General features: G+C 67.5%; 20 protein-coding genes. 6 read left to right on the top strand and 14 right to left on the bottom strand.

Annotation, left to right across the window (positions count from 1 at the left end):
- Positions 1-6 precede the first annotated feature (6 nt).
- From AC57B8_RS18655 to AC57B8_RS18675, 5 genes are all read right to left on the bottom strand, one after another.
- Positions 7-2,334, bottom strand: a complete 2,328-nt coding sequence (locus AC57B8_RS18655; RefSeq protein WP_062479109.1) for a methyl-accepting chemotaxis protein — start codon at positions 2,332-2,334, stop codon at positions 7-9.
- Between the two features lie 42 nt (positions 2,335-2,376).
- Positions 2,377-2,910, bottom strand: coding sequence for a chemotaxis protein CheW (locus AC57B8_RS18660; RefSeq protein WP_307584473.1), 534 nt, complete (start codon positions 2,908-2,910; stop codon positions 2,377-2,379).
- Positions 2,911-2,929: 19 nt separating this feature from the next.
- A complete protein-coding gene (locus AC57B8_RS18665) occupies positions 2,930-3,295 on the bottom strand; it encodes a response regulator (protein WP_062479114.1) in 366 nt (121 codons plus the stop codon).
- Complete coding sequence (locus AC57B8_RS18670) at positions 3,295-3,693, bottom strand: response regulator (RefSeq protein WP_021012487.1); 399 nt, start codon at positions 3,691-3,693, stop codon at positions 3,295-3,297. Before AC57B8_RS18670 ends, AC57B8_RS18665 begins: the two co-directional genes overlap by 1 nt.
- Before the next feature lie 81 nt (positions 3,694-3,774).
- A complete protein-coding gene (locus AC57B8_RS18675) occupies positions 3,775-3,945 on the bottom strand; it encodes a rubredoxin (protein WP_007838397.1) in 171 nt (56 codons plus the stop codon).
- 111 nt (positions 3,946-4,056) lie between these two features.
- Here AC57B8_RS18675 and thiD point away from each other — a divergent pair, with 111 nt between their 5' ends.
- A complete protein-coding gene (gene thiD / locus AC57B8_RS18680) occupies positions 4,057-5,022 on the top strand; it encodes a bifunctional hydroxymethylpyrimidine kinase/phosphomethylpyrimidine kinase (RefSeq protein ID WP_496480384.1) in 966 nt (321 codons plus the stop codon).
- Entirely contained in the window at positions 5,022-6,302 is a 1,281-nt protein-coding gene (gene hemL, locus AC57B8_RS18685) for a glutamate-1-semialdehyde 2,1-aminomutase (protein WP_496480385.1), read from the top strand. Before thiD ends, hemL begins: the two co-directional genes overlap by 1 nt.
- Before the next feature lie 16 nt (positions 6,303-6,318).
- Here hemL and AC57B8_RS18690 read toward each other — a convergent pair whose 3' ends face one another.
- Both AC57B8_RS18690 and AC57B8_RS18695 read right to left on the bottom strand, forming a co-directional pair.
- Complete coding sequence (locus tag AC57B8_RS18690) at positions 6,319-7,719, bottom strand: amidase family protein (protein WP_496480386.1); 1,401 nt, start codon at positions 7,717-7,719, stop codon at positions 6,319-6,321.
- A 43-nt stretch (positions 7,720-7,762) separates the two neighbouring features.
- Positions 7,763-8,752 (bottom strand): Bug family tripartite tricarboxylate transporter substrate binding protein, encoded by a 990-nt coding sequence (locus tag AC57B8_RS18695; RefSeq protein ID WP_496480387.1) that lies wholly within the window; start codon positions 8,750-8,752, stop codon positions 7,763-7,765.
- Between the two features lie 159 nt (positions 8,753-8,911).
- Between AC57B8_RS18695 and AC57B8_RS18700 the strand changes: the two genes are divergently transcribed.
- Together AC57B8_RS18700 and AC57B8_RS18705 are read left to right on the top strand one after the other, a co-directional pair.
- The gene (locus AC57B8_RS18700; RefSeq protein WP_159279321.1) at positions 8,912-9,808 is read left to right on the top strand and encodes a LysR substrate-binding domain-containing protein; all 897 of its coding nucleotides are present in this window, start codon (positions 8,912-8,914) and stop codon (positions 9,806-9,808) included.
- A 144-nt stretch (positions 9,809-9,952) separates the two neighbouring features.
- Positions 9,953-10,429, top strand: a complete 477-nt coding sequence (locus tag AC57B8_RS18705; protein ID WP_062479124.1) for a hypothetical protein — start codon at positions 9,953-9,955, stop codon at positions 10,427-10,429.
- A gap of 73 nt (positions 10,430-10,502) precedes the next feature.
- Here AC57B8_RS18705 and purH read toward each other — a convergent pair whose 3' ends face one another.
- The 3 genes from purH to dusB are packed head-to-tail and all read right to left on the bottom strand — an operon-like array spanning position 10,503 to position 13,446.
- Positions 10,503-12,110, bottom strand: coding sequence for a bifunctional phosphoribosylaminoimidazolecarboxamide formyltransferase/IMP cyclohydrolase (purH, locus tag AC57B8_RS18710; RefSeq protein WP_495302307.1), 1,608 nt, complete (start codon positions 12,108-12,110; stop codon positions 10,503-10,505).
- A gap of 16 nt (positions 12,111-12,126) precedes the next feature.
- Entirely contained in the window at positions 12,127-12,363 is a 237-nt protein-coding gene (locus tag AC57B8_RS18715) for a Fis family transcriptional regulator (RefSeq protein WP_056577757.1), read from the bottom strand.
- A 24-nt stretch (positions 12,364-12,387) separates the two neighbouring features.
- Positions 12,388-13,446 (bottom strand): tRNA dihydrouridine synthase DusB, encoded by a 1,059-nt coding sequence (gene dusB, locus AC57B8_RS18720; protein ID WP_070062764.1) that lies wholly within the window; start codon positions 13,444-13,446, stop codon positions 12,388-12,390.
- 183 nt (positions 13,447-13,629) lie between these two features.
- Between dusB and AC57B8_RS18725 the strand changes: the two genes are divergently transcribed.
- Entirely contained in the window at positions 13,630-14,100 is a 471-nt protein-coding gene (locus AC57B8_RS18725) for a YqaA family protein (RefSeq protein ID WP_056577751.1), read from the top strand.
- 118 nt (positions 14,101-14,218) lie between these two features.
- Here AC57B8_RS18725 and AC57B8_RS18730 read toward each other — a convergent pair whose 3' ends face one another.
- A complete protein-coding gene (locus AC57B8_RS18730) occupies positions 14,219-14,893 on the bottom strand; it encodes a glutathione S-transferase N-terminal domain-containing protein (RefSeq protein ID WP_495262358.1) in 675 nt (224 codons plus the stop codon).
- Positions 14,894-15,028: 135 nt separating this feature from the next.
- On the opposite strand from AC57B8_RS18730, the gene AC57B8_RS18735 reads away from it, so the two are divergent.
- The gene (locus AC57B8_RS18735; RefSeq protein WP_496480388.1) at positions 15,029-16,021 is read left to right on the top strand and encodes a trypsin-like peptidase domain-containing protein; all 993 of its coding nucleotides are present in this window, start codon (positions 15,029-15,031) and stop codon (positions 16,019-16,021) included.
- Positions 16,022-16,028: 7 nt separating this feature from the next.
- Here AC57B8_RS18735 and AC57B8_RS18740 read toward each other — a convergent pair whose 3' ends face one another.
- Genes AC57B8_RS18740 through ychF form a run of 3 tightly spaced genes read right to left on the bottom strand, consistent with a single transcriptional unit; the run spans position 16,029 to position 17,843 of the window.
- Entirely contained in the window at positions 16,029-16,214 is a 186-nt protein-coding gene (locus AC57B8_RS18740; protein ID WP_496480389.1) for a hypothetical protein, read from the bottom strand.
- On the bottom strand, positions 16,211-16,732 hold the full coding sequence (locus tag AC57B8_RS18745) for an ATPase (protein WP_496480390.1): 522 nt from the start codon (positions 16,730-16,732) through the stop codon (positions 16,211-16,213). Before AC57B8_RS18745 ends, AC57B8_RS18740 begins: the two co-directional genes overlap by 4 nt.
- A 19-nt stretch (positions 16,733-16,751) precedes the next feature.
- Positions 16,752-17,843, bottom strand: a complete 1,092-nt coding sequence (gene ychF, locus AC57B8_RS18750; RefSeq protein ID WP_062479140.1) for a redox-regulated ATPase YchF — start codon at positions 17,841-17,843, stop codon at positions 16,752-16,754.
- Positions 17,844-17,951 lie beyond the last annotated feature (108 nt).

A 17,951-nucleotide genomic window follows, 5' to 3' on the forward strand; every position in this document is an offset into this window, starting at 1 on the left:
CTGTTGTCACGCGATCTTGAAACGAGCCACCGAGCGACGCAGTTCTTCGGCCATCTGCGAGAGCTCGCGCACCTGCTGGGCCGTGGTCCGCGTGCCTTCTCCGGTCTGTTCCGTCACCGCAAAAATGTGCTGGATGTTGGCGGCCACCACGTTGGCCGAATCGGCCTCGCGGGAGGCGGACTGCGAAATCTGCTCGATGAGGTCGGCGAGTCGGCGCGACACGCGGTCGATCTCGGACAGCGCGGTACCCGCGTTGTCGGACAGCTTGGCCCCTTCGACCACACCCTGCGTGGAACGCTCCATGGCGCCCACCGCGTCCTGCGTGTCGGTCTGAATCGCCTTCACCAGCGCCGAGATCTGGCGCGTGGCGTCTGCGGAGCGTTCGGCCAGTCGCTGAACTTCTTCCGCCACCACCGAGAAGCCCCGGCCGGCTTCACCGGCGGATGCCGCCTGAATGGCGGCGTTCAGGGCCAGCACGTTGGTCTGTTCGGTAATGTCCGAGATCAGCTCGGTGATTTCGCCAATCTCTTGCGACGATTCGCCCAGGCGCTTGATCCGCTTGGAGGTTTCCTGGATCTGGTCGCGGATGGAGTTCATACCGCCGATGGCGTTCTGCACGGCCTGCAGGCCCGACGATGCGGCTTGCAGCGACTGGCGCGCCACCGTGGCGGACTCTTGCGCTTGCGAGGACACGCCGTTGATTCGCTCGGCCATGGTCAGCACCGACTGGCCGGTTTCGCGAATTTCGCGCAGCTGCTCGGTCGAGGCGGCGAGCAGTTCGGTCGAGGTGTTTTCCACCTGCGACGTCGTCTGCGCCACGCGGGTTGCCGTGTTCTGCACGTTGCCCACCAGCAAGCGCAGTTCTTCCACCGTGTAGTTCACCGAGTCGGCGATGGCGCCGGTGATGTCCTCGGTCACGGTCGCTTCCTGCGTCAGGTCGCCTTCGGCCACTGTCTGCAGTTCGTTCATCAGGCGAAGAATGGCGGCCTGGTTGGCGTTGTTCACGCGGCCGGCTTCTTCAGAAGCCTGCTCGGCAGCCAGACGCTCGCGTTCGGCGACGGCGGCACGTTCGCGGCCTTCGCGCACCTGCACGAAACCGATGGCGCCGGCCAGAGCCAGGGCGGCCAGCGACAGCACGAACAGCAGCACGATGGTGCCGGCGCCCAGGCCGGTGCGTGCCGAGAGCTTCTCTTGCAGTTCGCCCAGCGACTTACGCAGCGGCTCGCTGTCGGTCAGGATGGACGCCTGCGCTTCGCGCGCGGCCACCAGGCCCTGCAGATTGCCCAGAATGGCCGAGGCCTGCGTGCGCATCTGCTCGTAGGTCTTCAGGATGGCTTCGAGCTGCTGGCGCGTCTGCGGGTCTTTCGAGCCGGGGAAGCGCTGCTGCGCGTTGCCGTCGAGCAGGCCGCGGGTGGTTTCCTGGAAGGTGTTCAGGTCCTTGCCCAGCAGGAACACGGCGTCGGGGTTCACGCCCTCGACCGTGAAGAACTCGTTGGTCGACTTGCCGATGCGCTGCGTCAGCATCACGAGCTGGCCGGCGGCCGAGATCTCGGGCAGCGTGGCGTTCTGCTGCATCTTCAGCGACGCGACGGTTTCCGTCATTTCGAGCAGCGTGGACGACTGCTGGTTGATGTCGCGCAAGGCGGCGCCCACCTGCGTCAGGATCTGGCGCTGGGCCAGCACGGCCTTGGCGCTCGCGTCGGCGCGGGCGACCAGCGGGTTGATCTTGTTCATCTCCTCGTCGTACTGGTTGCCGACGGCTTCCAGGCGCAAGGCGTCGTCGCCGTTGGTCAGGCCCTGCACGCGGCGCGAGAGGTCGTCGGCGCTGTCCTTCACTTCGACGAACGCCGAGGCGCTGCCGACGAGGGCCTGCGAGATCGACTTGGCCAGGCGCTGCGACTGCATCAGCGACTGGCCGGTGGCCGCCACCTGCTGCGCCAGACGTTCCGCGCGAAGGATGGCGGAGCCGGCCACCAGCAACAGCGCCAGCACCACGATGGCCAGCATGATGGCCAGCACGCGCTGCTGCTTGGCGGGGTTGGCGCCCATGCCGCCGCCCGCGGCGGGGGCCAGCGGCACCGCTTCGAGCGTGGCCGCGTTGGCGGCTTCGACGGACGCCGGGTCGCCCAGCGCGTCGATGCCGCCGAAGCCGGTGTCGGCTGTAGCGGCGGATGCCCCCTCACCCTTCTTGGCGAGGCGGATCGTTTTTTCGTCCGGAACCTGAACCGTGTCGACATCGTCGAGCGATATCGAACCGGAGCCGTCGACGCGGGCCTTGTCGTTCCCGTTGGTCGCGGGGAGTAATTTCTTGAACTTGTCGGCGATCGAGCTCACGGTCGGTCCTTCAGGTGGTTGCCAGTGCCATGTGCCGAAGCACTACGCACCAATACTCAAAAACTGGGGTTGCTGCGAAAGCGCCTGCAGGTTGACTTCCTGCCAGCGCTCTCCTGCTGCGTCGGTGTACAGATGCCCGTGCCAGGCCGGGGCCTCTGCGCCCGGGGCCTCGGCGGCCGTGAAGGCCTCCGCACCCCGCAACCCCGCCAGTCGATCGACCAGCAAAGCGCAGTTGACTTCGAGCAGCTCGTTGAATGCCACGAGCCGCGATTGGATGCGTGCCGCCTCGGTGGCGGCGGGAGCGCCCGGCGCACCGGACGCAAACGCCGACAGCTGCACGACGCCGTACAGGCCGCCGCGCAGGTTGGCGACGCCGAGAAACCAGGGCTCCGTGTAGGGCACGGGCTGGGGCGGCGTCCAGGGAAAGATTTCGCCGGCGTGCGCCAGCGGAAAGAGGTACTTGCCCTCACCCGCCTCGACCGCCAGCCAGCTCGCGGCCACGCCCGTGGTGCGCGCGGCCTGGAGGCGGCTCGCAAGCCGGGACTGGAAGGCGCGCAGCGCGTCGCGATTCGCCATGGAGTGCGCAGGTTCCCGCTCAGGCGAGCGCGCTGATCTTGGACATCAGATCGGCCGCGTTGACCGGCTTCACGATGTAGTCGCGTGCGCCCTGGCGCATGCCCCAGACACGATCGGTTTCCTGGTTCTTGCTGGTGCACAGGATGATCGGAATGGCGGCGTACTTCGGGTCACGGGCGATGGCGCGCGTGAGCTGGAAGCCGTTCTGGCCGGGCATGACCACGTCCATGAGGATCAGGTCGGGGTGGTCTTCCTCGAGGCGGCGCATCGCGTCGTCGGCGTTTTCGGCCGTCTTCACGGAGAAACCGTTCTTCTGGAGGAGGTCGGTCAGGAACACCAGTTCCGTCTTGGAGTCGTCGACGACGAGGATTTTTCGAATGGGCATTACTGCACTTCCTGTTGAACAATGCCAAACTGCTGCACGGCCTGCAGCAGCTGGTCTTTGGTGAATGGCTTGGTGAGATAGTCCTGGGACCCGACCATGCGGCCGCGGGCCTTGTCGAATACGCCATCTTTCGAAGACAGCATGACGACCGGGACATTGGAGAAATGCGCGTTGCGCTTGATGATGGCGCAGGTCTGATAGCCGTCGAGGCGAGGCATCAGGATGTCGCAGAAAATCAGGTGAGGCTTGTGGTCGTTAACCTTGGAGAGCGCGTCGAAGCCGTCTTCCGCGAGAAGAACCTCGTGCCCACCCTGCTTCAGAAAAATCTCGGCACTGCGCCGGATGGTGTTGCTGTCATCGATGACCAGCACCTTGTAACCAGATCCATTCGGGCCCATTGCAAACGCTCCTGCTCATGAGACTTGGATGCCCGCCGCGCCGAACATCGACGCAGATCGCGTAGCCCTATGCCATGCTTGTCAGATCTCAACCATTTCGAAGTCTTCCTTGCGCGCACCGCACTCAGGACAGGTCCAGTTCATCGGCACATCGGCCCAGGCCGTGCCTGCCGCGATGCCGTCTTCCGGTACACCAACCGCTTCGTCATAGATCCACCCACAAATCAGGCACATCCAAGTTTTCGTGTTCATCGGAGCTTAAAGTCCTTGTTCATTAAATGCAACGAGTGTATCTATGCGTATCTCACTGGCAGGCCGTAAACGTCGCGCCTATGCCACCATCCAGGGGATTTCGCTAGGCGTATGACCATCTACTTACATCCAGACGAGAACGCCCGCAAACCGGGCAATCTTAACGACCCCCCGCAGGACGACGAGGCGCTGAGCGAACGCGACCTGAATCCCCCCTGCGTGCTGGTGTTCAATGCCAGCGATCCGAGCGGCGCGGGCGGCCTGGGCGCCGACGCGTTGGCCATGGGATCGGTGGGCGCTCACATCCTGCCGGTGGTGACGGGCGCCTACGCGCGCGACACGGCCGAGATCTTCGACCACTTCGCCTTCGAGGAAGAGGCCGTGGCCGAGCAGGCGCGCGCCATCCTGGAAGACGTCGAGGTCCAGCTGATCAAGGTCGGCTTTGCCGGCACCCCCGAGGCGCTGAGCACCATCGCCGAGACCGCCGCCGACTATCCCGACGTGCCCGTGGTGGCCTACATGCCCAACCTGTCGTGGTGGGACGAGAACCTGATCGAGGCCTATCTCGACGCTTTTCGCGACCTCGTGCTGCCCCAGACCACGGTGTTGGTTGGAAACCACAGCACCCTGTGGCGCTGGCTGCTGCCCGACTGGAGCGGCGAGCGCCCGCCCGGCGCGCGCGACATCGCCAAGGCCGCCGGCGAGTTCGGCGTGCCCTACACCCTGGTCACCGGCATGGTGCTGCCCGACCAGTTCATCGACAACGTGCTGGCCTCGCCGCAGTCGGTGCTGGCCAGCGAGAAGTACGAACGGCTCGAAGCCGTCTTCGCCGGCGCCGGCGACACGCTCTCCGCCGCGCTCGCCGCCCTGCTCGCCAGCGGCACCGACCTCGTGGCCGCCACGACCGAAGCGCTCGCTTACATGGACCGCTGCCTCGACGCGGGCTTTCGCCCCGGCATGGGCCACGTGCTGCCCGACCGCCTGTTCTGGGCCGAGCCCGAGGACGACGAAGACGATGACGACGCGCCCGACACCCCACCCGATTTCGCTTTACCCCCGCACGACACGCGACACTGATGACTGACCAGAACGACCTTCTTTTCGAGCGCGCCCGCGCCGTGATCCCCGGCGGCGTGAACTCGCCCGTGCGCGCCTTCAAGGCCGTCGGCGGCACGCCCCGTTTCATCCAGCGCGCGCAAGGCGCCTATTTCTGGGACGCCAACGACAAGCGCTACATCGACTACATCGGCTCCTGGGGTCCGATGATCCTGGGCCACGGCCACCCCGCCGTGGTCGAGGCGGTGCAGAAGGCCGTGCTCGAAGGCTTCTCGTACGGCGCGCCGACCGAGCGCGAGATCGAGCTGGCCGAAGCCATCCTGGCCCTGGTGCCGTCGATGGAGATGGTGCGCCTCGTGAGCTCGGGCACCGAAGCCGCCATGAGCGCGCTGCGCCTGGCGCGCGGCGCCACCGGCCGCAAGACCATCGTCAAGTTCGAAGGCTGCTACCACGGCCATGCCGACGCGCTGCTGGTGAAGGCCGGCTCGGGCCTGGCCACCTTCGGCAACCCGACCTCGGCCGGCGTGCCGCCCGAGGTGGTGCAGCACACGCTGGTGCTCGAGTACAACAACCTGCAGCAGCTCGAAGAAGCCTTTGCGCTGCACGGCAAGGACATCGCCTGCCTGATGATCGAGGCGATCGCCGGCAACATGAACTTCGTGCGCGCCACGCCGGCCTTTGCCAAGCGCTGCCGCGAGCTGTGCACGCAGCACGGCGCGCTGCTGATCTTCGACGAGGTGATGACGGGCTTCCGTGTCGGCCTGCACGGCGCGCAGGGCGTGCTGGGCATCACGCCCGACCTCACGGTGCTCGGCAAGGTCATTGGCGGCGGCATGCCGCTGGCGGCCTTCGGTGGCCCGCGCGCCATCATGGAACAGCTCGCGCCGCTGGGCCCGGTCTACCAGGCCGGCACGCTGTCGGGCAACCCGGTGGCCACCGCCTGCGGTCTGGCCACGCTGAAGGAAATCTCGAAGCCCGGCTTCTACGAAGCGCTGGCCAAGAAGACCCGCACGCTGGTCGACGGCCTGAAGGCCGCCGCGGCCGCCGAGGGCCAGCCCTTCAACGCCGACAGCGAAGGCGGCATGTTCGGCTTCTTCCTGATGAACGAGCTGCCACAGAACTACGCGACGGTGATGACCACCGACAACGCGCAGTTCAATGCGCTGTTCCACGGCCTGCTCGACCGCGGCGTGTACATCGCGCCGGCACTCTACGAAGCAGGCTTCGTGAGCGCCGCGCACAGCGAGGACGACATCGCGGCCACCATCGAGGCGGCGCGCGACATCTTCCGCAAGCGCTGACGCGCGCCCTCCCCGCTCAGGCGGGGTCGACCGCCGCCACCGGCCCGGCCTCGGCTTCGAGCACTTCGGCCGCGGCCAGGCACAGGTCTTCCCGGAAGCGGTCGCTCACGAGCTGCACGCCCGTGGGCAGCCCGTGGCGCAGCCCCATCGGCACCGACAGCCCCGGCAAGCCCAGGATCGCGGTGGACAGCAGCGGGCTCTGCGCATCCAGAATCTCCCGCATCGCGGCGCTGCCGCGCTGGTCGGCATCGACCGGGAACGGATGGCGCCACGACACGGGCATCAGCAGCAGCGGATGTCGTTGAAGGAACAGCGCCCATTCACGCATCAGGCCCGTGCGCGCGGCCAGGGCGCGCATGTAGCTCACCGTGTCGAACTGCGGCGCGTGCGCGTCCATGGCGCGGTAGGCCTGGCGGATGGTGTCGTCGCCGTCGCGCATCAGTGCCTCTTCCACCAGCAGCCGGCTGTCGGCCATCGTCAACGACAGCCAGAGGTCGGCCGTCTCGCGCAGGCGCGGCGGCTGCGCAGGCTCGACACGGTAGCCGGCGCGCTCCAGCCGGCGCGCGGCGCCCTGCAAGGCATCGGCCACCTCGGGGTCGCAAGCAAAGCCGGGCAGCTCGGTGCACAGCGCCACGCTGACGGGACTGCCCGACGTGGCCGATTCCAGCGGCGCGGGCGCCCACCACGGGTCGCGCACATCGCGTTGCGCCATCGCGGCAAAGGCCAGCCGAAGGTCCCGCACGCTGCGCGCCAACGGCCCTTGCACCGACGTGAGCTGGACCACCATCGGCCGCTCGCCCGCACCCGAGGGGTTGAAAGCCGGCACGCGCCCGAAGCTCGGGCGCAGACCGTACACGCCGCAGGCATAGGCCGGGTAGCGGATCGATCCGCCCTGGTCGTTGCCATGCGCGATGGCGCCGATGCCCACCGCGACCGCCGCCGCCGCGCCACCGCTCGAGCCGCCCGGCGTGACGTCGGAGTTGTACGGATTCAGCGTGCGACCGTGGGCCGCGTTGTCCGTGAACCAGCGCATCGAGAACGCGGGCGTGTTGGTGCGGCCGACCACGATCGCGCCGGCGCGCTGCAGGTTCGCCACCACGGGGCTGTCGTCCGTCGCCACGACGCTGCGGTAGGCCTCCACACCGTTGGTGGTGGCATGCCCGCGCTGGTCGACGTTGACTTTGATGGTGACCGGAACGCCGTGCAGCGGCCCGGTCGCCTCGCCCTGCGCGAGCACGGCATCGGCCTGCGCTGCCGCGCCGAGGGCCTCGTCGGCGCAGCCGTCGACCACCGCGTTCACCCGCGGGTTGACGGCCTCCAGGCGCGCCAGGCTGCTGCGCACCGCCTCGACGCACGAGACCTCGCGCGCCTTGATGCGCTGCGCCAGGTCGGCGGCTTCCAGTTGCCAGAGTTGCATGCGTTGTCTCCTTGAGAAAAAGTGAAATCGATCGGGCCGCGCGTCAGTCGCCCTTGACACCCGCGCGCCGCACCGCGTCGGCCCAGCGCGGCTTCTCGCGCTTCATCAGCGCGCTGAGCTCCTCGGGGCTCGAAGGCAGCGCCTCGATCGACAGCGCGGCGTTGGCGCGCACCACGGCCGGGTCGGCCAGCGCGGCGCGCAGCGCGGTGTTGAGCCGGTCGACCGTCTTGCGCGGCGTGCCCGCCGGCGCCATCAGTGCGCCCCAGGCCACCACCTCGAAACCGGGCACGCCGCTCTCGGCCACCGTCGCCACCTCGGGCAGCACGCCGGCGCGCTTCGCGCTGGTCACGGCGATCGCCTTGACCCGGCCCTGCTGGATGAACGGCAGCACCGCCGAGATGTTCTCGATGGTCACGTCGAGCTGGCCGTTGACCATGTCGCCGACCGCCTGCGTGCCGGTCTTGTAGGGCACCTGCACCATCGTCAGCCCGGTCTCGGCCTTCAGCAGTTCGCCGGTCAGGTGGCCCGCGCTGCCGATGCCGGGCGAGCCGGCCGAGAGCTTGCCGGGATGCTCGCGCCCGTAGGCGATGAGCTCCTGCAGGTTGCGCACCGGCAGGTCCTTGCGCACGATCAGCACGTAGGCGTTGCTCGAGATCAGGCCGACCGGCACCAGGTCTTTCTCGGGCGCGTAGGGCAGCTTCGAGAAGAAGGCCGGGTTGATGCTCAGCGTGACGAGGTTGCCGTAGCCGACCGTGTAGCCGTCCGGCGCGGAGGTGGCCAGCGCCTGCGTGCCGACGATGCCGCCGGCGCTGGGGCGGTTGTCCACCGCCAGGGCCTGGCCCAGCTCGCGCCCCATGGCGTCGGCCACCGGCCGCACCGCAACGTCCACGCCCGACCCGGCGGCGTAGGGCACGATGAATTTCAACGGGCGCTCGGGAAACTGGGCCGAGGCGCTCATCGAGGCGCCCAGGGCGATGGCGGCCAGCCCGGCCAGGACGGTGCGGCGGGTCCACGCGAATGACAGTGCAGGCACGAAGCGATCTCCTGTGAAAGTCCCGCCGCTCACCATGAGACGACCGGTGCGCAAAGTCTAGAAATCGGCCGCGCGCCGGAAAAGACAATCGCTTGTCGCGATGACAACCTGCGTTTGTCTGGGGATCACCCGGTGGCGCCGGGCGGCAGAATGCGCCGCATGAAGGACCACCAGCTCAAGGCCTGGCTGCGGCTGGCCGACACCGGCAGCATCCGCGCCGCCGCGCGCAGCCTGCACCTGAGCCAGGCGGCCGTGACCAAGGCGATCCGCGAACTCGAGGCCGAGGTCGACGCCCAGCTGGTGCTGCGCAGCTCGCGCGGCATCGAGTTCACCGAGTGCGGCCGCCAGCTCACCGTGCGCGCGCGGCTGGCGCACCAGCAGCTCGAACTCGCGCGCCAGGACATCCGCATCCTGCAGGGCAGCCAGCACGGGCGCGTGGCCGTCGCGGTGACGCCGATGGTGTTCCTGGGCGTGCTGCCCGAGGTGGTGCGCGCCTTCCGCAAGGCGATGCCGCATGCGCAGCTCAAGCTCTTCGATGGCCTGATTCCCCAGGTGCTGCCGCTGCTGCGCGAAGGCACGATCGACTTCGCGGTGGCCGGCCCGGTGGCCGCGGCGCTCGATGCCGACTTCGCCTTCGAACGGCTCGACATGATCGAGATGGCGGTGCTCTGCCGGCGCGGCCATCCGCTGAACCGCGCCACCCGATGGGAAGAAGTGGCGGGCGCCGAATGGCTGATGCACCTGGCGCCGGGCAGCCAGCACACCTTCCTGCTCGAACAATACGCCGCGCAAGGCCTGCCGCTGCCCGAGCACCGCATCGAGGTGGCGTCGTTCGGCGTGAGCTGGGGCCTGCTGACCCGCAGCGACGCGCTGATGGTCGGGCCGGCCGGCATGCTCACCATGCCGCCGTATGCCGACCTGGTGGAGCGCGTGCCGCTCGCGATGCCGGTCCCGCCGCTGGAGCTGGGCATCGTCTCGCCGCGCGGCAAGCCGCTGTCGCTGGCGGCACTGCGGCTGGCCGAGCTGTTTCGCAAGTACCTGGCGCGGCCCACCTGAGTTGATGTCATCGTTTTCGTGATCGCCGCGTGTATATTGCGCCGGCGTTCGCGGGGCCGCTCCCACGCACGCAGACCCAAGGGAAGCCGTCATCGCAGCCACCATCGAAGCCGCGAGACAGACCAATTTCAGGATGCCCCGCCCATGACCCCCTTGCGCATGCTGCCGCTGCTGAGTGCCCTTCTCCTGCCGGGCCTCGCGCTGGCGCAGTCCTTCGAGCCGAAGAACATCTGGGTCAACCCCGGTTTCTATTCGGCCCACTTCGACAGCGGCAAGGGCCTGGAAAACGCCAACCCGGGCCTGGGCTTCGAGTACCCGCTGAACGACACCTACCGCGTCACGGCCGGCACCTTCCACAACAGCAACCGGCGCCAGTCGCACTACGTCGGCCTGTACATCCTGCCCTTCGAGTTCTACGGCGTGAAGTTCGGCGCGGTGGTGGGCGGCTTCGACGGCTACCCGGACTATCGCAACGGCAACTGGTTCCCGGCCATCATTCCCACGGCCGCCATCGAGGGCAAGAACTGGGGCCTGAACATCGCCTACGTGCCGACGATCAGGAACCGGTTGTACGGCGCGATCAGCTTCCAGCTCAAGTACCGCTTCGGCACGCACGAGTAGCGGCCACAAAAAAAGGCCAGGGCCGCGCGAGCGACCCTGGCCTTCTTCGGGCAGGCCCCGCAGGGCCGCAGGCTCAGTGGCGGAAGTGGCGCACGCCCGAGAACACCATCACCACGCCGCGCTCGTCGGCCGCGTCGATCACTTCCTGATCGCGCATCGAGCCGCCCGGCTGGATGACGCAGCCCGCGCCCGCGTCCACCACCACGTCGAGGCCGTCGCGGAACGGGAAGAAGGCGTCGCTCGCCACCGCCGTGTCCTTGAGCGACAGGCCCGCGTGCTCGGCCTTGATGCTGGCGATGCGCGCCGAATCGAGGCGGCTCATCTGGCCGGCGCCCACGCCCATCGTCATGCCGTCGGCGCAGAACACGATCGCATTGCTCTTGACGTACTTCGCAACCTTCCAGGCGAACAGCAGGTCTTGCAGCTGCTGCGGCGTGGGCTGCTTCTTGCTGACCACCTTGAGGTCGGCCAGGGCCAGCTCGTGGTTGTCGGCGGTCTGGATCAGGAGGCCCGAGCCGACGCGCTTGACGTCCATCGCGTTGCGGCCGTTGTCCCAATCCGTGCTTCCACCCTTGGGCAGCGCGATCTCGAGCACGCGCACGTTGAGCTTGGCCTTGGTGGCCTGGAACACTTCCAGCGCCTCGGGCGTGTAGCCCGGTGCCATCAGCACTTCGACGAACTGCTTGTTGACGGCCTGCGCGGTGGCCAGGTCGACCGGGCGGTTGAAGGCGATGATGCCGCCGAAGGCCGAGGTCGGGTCGGTCTTGAAGGCCTTGCTGTAGGCCTCGAGCGCGTCGGCGCCCACGGCCACGCCGCAGGGGTTGGCGTGCTTGACGATCACGCAGGCCGGCACGTCGAAGCTCTTCACGCATTCCCACGCCGCATCGGCGTCGGCGATGTTGTTGTAGCTGAGTTCCTTGCCCTGCAATTGCTTGGCCGACACGAGCGAACCGGGCGCCGGGTACAGGTCGCGGTAGAACGCGGCCTGCTGGTGCGGGTTCTCGCCGTAGCGCAGGTCCTGCACCTTCACGAAGCGGCCGTTGCTCTGCGCGGGGAACAGCGAGCGCTTGGGCGCGGGCTGGCCGATGCTGGCGTCGAAGTCGATGGCCGAGAGGTAGTCGCTGATCGCGCCGTCGTAGTCGGCGATGCGGTTGAACGCGGCCACCGAGAACGCGAACTTGGTCTTGTCGCTGAGCTTGCCGTCGGCCTTGAGCTCAGCCAGCGCCACGGCGTACTGCGAAGCGTCGGTGAGCACGCCCACGTCCTTCCAGTTCTTGGCGGCGCTGCGCACCATGGCCGGGCCGCCGATGTCGATGTTCTCGATGGCGTCCTCGAGCGTGCAGCCGGGCTTGGCCACGGTGGCTTCGAACGGGTACAGGTTGACCACCAGCAGGTCGATGGTGTCGATGCCGTGCTCCTTGATCGCAGCGACGTGCGCGGGCAGGTCGCGGCGCGCCAGCAGGCCGCCGTGGATCTTCGGGTGCAGCGTCTTCACGCGGCCGTCGAGCATTTCGGGAAAGCCGGTGTGGTCGGCGACTTCGGTCACCGGCAGGCCGGCGTCGGCCAAGAGCTTGGCGGTGCCGCCGGTGGACAGCAGCTTGACGCCCAGGCCATGCAGGGCCTGCGCGAATTCAAGGATGCCGGTCTTGTCGGAAACGGAAAGGAGTGCGGTCTGAGCCATGGGATATGCCGTGGAGTTATTTCAAAAGTTTGTGCTCGACCAATTTCTTGCGGAGCGTGTTGCGGTTCAGGCCCAGCCATTGGGCGGCCCGGGACTGGTTGCCTTCGGCGCGCGTCATGACGACGTCGAGCAGGGGTTTCTCGACCACGCGCACGAGCATCTCGTACATGCCGTCGGGTTCGGTGCCCCGCAGATCGCGAAAGTAGCTGTCCAGACTGCTGCGAACGCAGTCCTCGATGTGTTTCTTGCTCATTGCTTCTTCTCTTTTTGTCTTCGCTCAATCGACGGCGCAGGCCGTCTCCTCTTCTCCCGCCGGCTCCTCGTCTGCCGTCGGGGCGGGCATGCGGTCCATGCGGTCCGCAAGCCCCTGGAAATAGTCGTCGACCGCGCGCAACTGGCCGGCGCAGTCTTCGATGGCGTTCATCCGTGCGCGGAACGCCTCGCCATCGGGCAGCGCGCGCACATACCAGCCGATGTGCTTGCGCGCCGTGCGCACGCCGCTGAACTCGCCGTACAGCGCGTAGTGCTCCACCAGGTGATCGAGCAGCAGCCGGCGCACCTCCGCCACCAGCGGCGGCGCCAGGTGGGTGCCGGTGTCCAGGAAATGCGCGATCTCCCGGAAGATCCACGGCCGGCCCTGCGCGGCGCGGCCGATCATCACGGCGTCGGCGCCCGTGGCCGCGAGCACGTCGCGTGCCTTCTCGGGCGAGCGGATGTCGCCGTTGGCCACCACCGGCACGCGCACCGCGGCCTTCACGGCGGCGATGGTGTCGTACTCGGCGTGGCCCTTGTAGCCCTGCTCGCGCGTGCGCCCGTGCACGGTGAGCATCTGCACGCCGGCCGATTCGAAGTCGCGCGCGAGCTTCACCGCGTTGCGGTGGTCTTCGCTCCAGCCGGTGCGCATCTTGAGCGTGACCGGCACGTTGAATGGTTGCGCCGCGTCGACCACGGCCTGGACGATTTCCAGCGCCAGCGGCTCGTCGCGCATGAGCGCCGAGCCGGCCCACTTGTTGCAGACCTTCTTGGCCGGGCAGCCCATGTTGATGTCGATGATCTGCGCGCCGCGCTCGATGTTGTAGACCGCGGCCTCGGCCATCATGGCCGCGTCGGTGCCGGCGATCTGCACCGCAATGGGGCCCGGCTCGCCGTCGTGGTTGGCGCGCCGCGAGGTCTTCAGCGTGTTCCAGAGTTCCTTGCGCGAGGTGACCATCTCGCTGACCGCATAGCCCGCGCCGAGTTCGCGACACAGCATGCGGAAGGGCCGGTCCGTCACGCCGGCCATGGGCGCGACGAACAGCCGGTTTTCCAGCGTGTGGGTGCCGATCTGCAAGGTCATGGGAAGGAGTGCTGTGCGGGTCGGCTGCTGAAAAATGAGGCACGATTGTAGCCACGTGGCATTTCAGCGACTGAAACGATTTACGCCTTTTTGCGCTTGCGACACAGGCGTAAACACCAGTATTTCGCGGGGCCTTCTCCCACGCGCTTGCGACGTGAGCGCTGCCTATACTTCGCCGACCTTATGCAAGCCTGGCTCGACGCACTCCTGGCGCTCCTCGCGCTCCCCCAGTACGGACTTTCGACGCTGTTCATCGCGGCCTTCGTGTCGGCCACGCTGCTGCCGGTGGGCTCCGAACCGATTTTGTTCGGCCTGCTGAAACTCAACCCCGAGATGTTCTGGCAGGCCATTGCCGTGGCCACCATCGGCAACACGCTGGGCGGCGCGGTCGACTGGTGGATGGGCTACGGCGCGCACAAGGTGGCCGACAAGTACTCGCACTCGAAACACCACCTGCGCGTGCTCGGCTGGCTCGAGCGGCTGGGCCCGAAGGCCTGCCTGCTGAGCTGGCTGCCGATCGTGGGCGACCCGCTGTGCGCGGTCGCGGGTTGGCTCAAGCTGCCGTTCTGGCCCTGCGTGGGCTACATGGCGATCGGCAAGTTCCTGCGTTACGTGACGATGACCTACGCGCTTCTATACGTCTTTCCGTCATAAGGACTTGGCTCGCCCCCCAGGCTGCGCGCACTTCGTGTCGCTTCGCCAACCCCCTACCGGGGGCAGGCCGGCCGCTTCGGGTGGCCGTGCGCGGCGGCCTCGCGCAGATGCAAAAAACTCAGCTCAGCAGTTCGTAGGGGCCGCCGCGTTCCAGCGCGCGCTGGTAGGCCGGACGCGCATGGATGCGCTCCAGGTAGGCCATGAGCTTCGGCCGCTTCGCATCGAGGCCGCCGCGCGCCCGCGAGGCTTCGACCACGAAGCTCATCTGGATGTCGGCGCCCGTGAATTCATTGCCCGCGAACCACTCGCTGCGGCCGAGTTCGGCCTCCATGAAATTCAGATGGCCCGTGATGTTCGGATGAATGAAGGCCGACTTCGCCTTCGCCGCGATGGCCTTGGCGATCGGCTTGGCGAAGAAGGGCATCTTGCTCGTCTCGATGCGGTCGAACACCAGCTTGAGCAGCAGCGGCGACATCGCCGTGCCTTCGGCGAAGTGCAGCCAGTAGCGGTAGCGCAAGGCCTCGGGCGAGCCCGGCGCGGGCGCGAGCCGACCCTGGCCGTAGCGTTCGATGAGCGACTCGATGATCGCGCCCGATTCCGCCAGCGTCGCGCCGTCGTCGGTCGTCACCACGGGCGACTTGCCCAGCGGATGCACGGCCTTCAGCGAAGCGGGCGCCAACATGGTCTTGGGGTCGCGCTGGTAGTGGACGATCTCGTAGGGCAGCTCGAGTTCTTCGAGCAGCCAGAGCACACGTTGCGAGCGCGAGTTGTTCAGGTGATGGACGGTGAGCATGATGGCGAATGAAAGCCTTCCGGCGGAGGATGCAGCGGGCGCGCAGTCTAACCAACGCACGCGGGTTCCGGGCGCCCGCTGCGACAGCGTCACCGCCTACGGCAAACCGTGGACCGGCTTCCTACACTGACCCGGATGGCTCCTCACTCCGCGCGGCACCGCCGCACCTCGCTGTTCATCACCGGACTCTGGCTCGGCCTTGCGGCCTGCCAGGCCTGGGCGCTCACGCCCGAGGAGGTGTTCCGCAAGGTCGCGCCCGCCGTCTGGACCGTGAAGGGCGAGCGCGGCAACAACCAGACCGCCATCGGCAGCGCGGTGGCCGTGACCTCGGGCGCGCTGGCCACGGCCTGCCACGTGGTCGACGGCGCCGTCGCCGTCACCGTGGAGCAGGGCCCGACCACATTGCGCATCGCCCGCATCGTGCGCGACCCTGATCCGTCGCGCGACCTGTGTGTGCTCACGAGCGAGACGCCGCTGCAATTGCCCGCCGTGCAGATCGTGCCCGCCAGTGAACTGCGCGTCGGCCAGCGCGTGTTCGCCGTCGGCAGCCCGCATGGCCTCGAACGCACGCTGAGCGAAGGCCTGATCTCCGCGCTGCGTCCGCGCGCGCCCGGGCAACTGCCGATCGTGCAGACCTCGGCGCCCGTGTCTTCAGGCTCCAGCGGCGGCGGGTTGTTCGACACCGAGGGCCGGCTGGTCGGCGTGACCGACAGCGTGGCGCCCGGCGGCGCGAACCTCGGCTTTGCCTATCCGGCGCAATGGGTGATGGAACTGCCTCAGCGCGTGACCACGGAGCTGGCGACATGGCGCGATCTGCTGAAGACCACCGGCGTGGTGTTCGGCCCCAACGGGGAACCCGCGCCGTCCGGCCACGCCGAGCTGTCGGACCTGCAGGCCCTGCCGCCCATCGGCGCCGACCCGACCCCGGTGCGCAATGCGTACCGCCAGTTCCTGCTGCAGGCCCGGCCCCGGATCTTCCTGATCACCGGCGATCAGAAGTTCGGCACTGCCACCAGCTCGGCCGCGCTGACCGAGCATCTGAAAGGCTGCACTGAACGCAAGGTGACGTGCGCGGCCTATGCGGTGGATGACACGGTGGTTTGGGGCAAGGAGCAGGCCGCGAAGTAGCCGTGACTTACTTGACGCCGGCCTTGCGAAGCTCTTCCGCCGTGATGCGGACCGACTTCTGGCCCCGCTGAACCACGATGGCGGTGTTGGTACGCACCGCGGCCTCGCGCGCAGCCCGCGCGGCGCGCCGGATCGCGATCAGCGAAGCGGCCAGGTCCTTGTCCTTGGCTTGCATGAGCTGTTCACGGGTCATGGTGCTTCTCCCCATTCGATGAGATCCGGCTCTTCGCCGGCGTTGTCGTACAGCGCCCACGCGTCCACCGCGACGCGATAGAGGTCGTCGAAATTTCGACGCCCCGCCTCGAATCGGCGACGAATCACATCTTCGGGAATGTGATGCCCGCCCTGCCGGACACGCTCGGCGACGCGTGCCACGGCAAATTCTGCCGTCGGAAGGGCCAGAAAGAAAAGGCTCACGTGGTAGCCCGACTTTCTCCACGCATCGATGTGGCGCAGATAGCCCAGTCCCGACAAGGTCGTCTCGAAAGCGAAGCTCTCTCGGCGACGGGCGCACTCCGCGATCTCCGCCAGCATCAATCGCCCAGCCTTGAGGGCTTCAGCCTCCGGTGCGAAAGGCGACAAGCCGGCCGCGATCAGATCGGCATTGATGAAACGCGAGATTTGCGCTTCCTGAGGAAGGAAGGCGCGGGCGAAAGTGGTCTTGCCCGCACCGTTCGGTCCCGCAATGATGACGATCTTGGGATGGCTCATCAAAGCAGGAGATGCGCGCTCAGGAACTGAACAGGAAGTTCATCACGTCGCCATCCTTCACGACGTATTCCTTGCCTTCCGACCGCATCTTCCCCGCGTCCTTCGCGCCCTGCTCGCCCTTGAAGGCGATGTAGTCGTCGAACGCGATGGTCTGGGCGCGGATGTAGCCCTTCTCGAAGTCGCCGTGGATCACGCCGGCCGCCTGCGGGCCGGTGTCGCCGATGTGGATGGTCCAGGCGCGCACTTCCTTCACGCCGGCGGTGAAGTAGGTCTGCAGGCCCAGCAGCTTGAAGGCGGCGCGGATCAGGCGGTTCAGGCCCGGCTCTTCCTGGCCGATTTCGGCGAGGAACATCTTCTTGTCTTCGTCGTCCATCTCGGCCAAATCGGCTTCGATCTTGGCGCAGATGGCGACCACGGGCGCGCCCTGCTTGGCGGCGTACTCGCGCAGGCGATCGAGGTAGGGGTTGTTCTCGAAGCCGTCTTCCGACACGTTGCCCACGAACATGGCGGGCTTGGCGGTGATGAGCGTGAAGCTCTTCACCAGCGGCAGCTCTTCCTTCGTGAACTCGAGCGCGCGCACGGGCGTGTTCTCGTTCAGCGCGGCCTGGCAGCGTTCGAGCAGGCCGACGAGCTTCTGCGCGTCCTTGTCGCCCGAGCGGGCGACCTTGGTGTGGCGGTGCAGCGCCTTCTCGACCGTGGCCAGGTCTGCCAGGCAGAGTTCGGTCTGGATCACTTCGATGTCGGAGATCGGGTCGACCTTGCCGGCCACGTGGATCACGTTTTCGTCGTCGAAGCAGCGCACCACGTTCACGGTGGCGTCGGTCTCGCGGATGTGCGCCAGGAACTTGTTGCCCAGGCCTTCGCCAGTGCTGGCACCGGCCACCAGGCCGGCGATGTCGACGAACTCGACGATGGCGGGCACCACGCGCTCGGGCTTGACGATCTCGCTCAGCTGGTCGAGCCGCGGATCGGGCACTTCCACCACGCCCACGTTGGGCTCGATGGTGCAGAACGGATAGTTTTCCGCTGCGATGCCGGCCTTGGTCAACGCATTGAAAAGGGTGGATTTACCGACGTTGGGCAGGCCGACGATGCCGCATTGCAAACTCATGGGAGGTCCTCTTGGGTAACCCCCGATTTTAGGCTGACCGGGTTCTCCCCCGGGCCAGGCGCCCTTCCCGCCACGCCGGCGCGCCCTTTTCCAAGGCGCTCGACTCCG

The sequence above is a fragment of the Variovorax sp. BGA-UO-ETr-C22 genome, assembly GCF_059567965.1.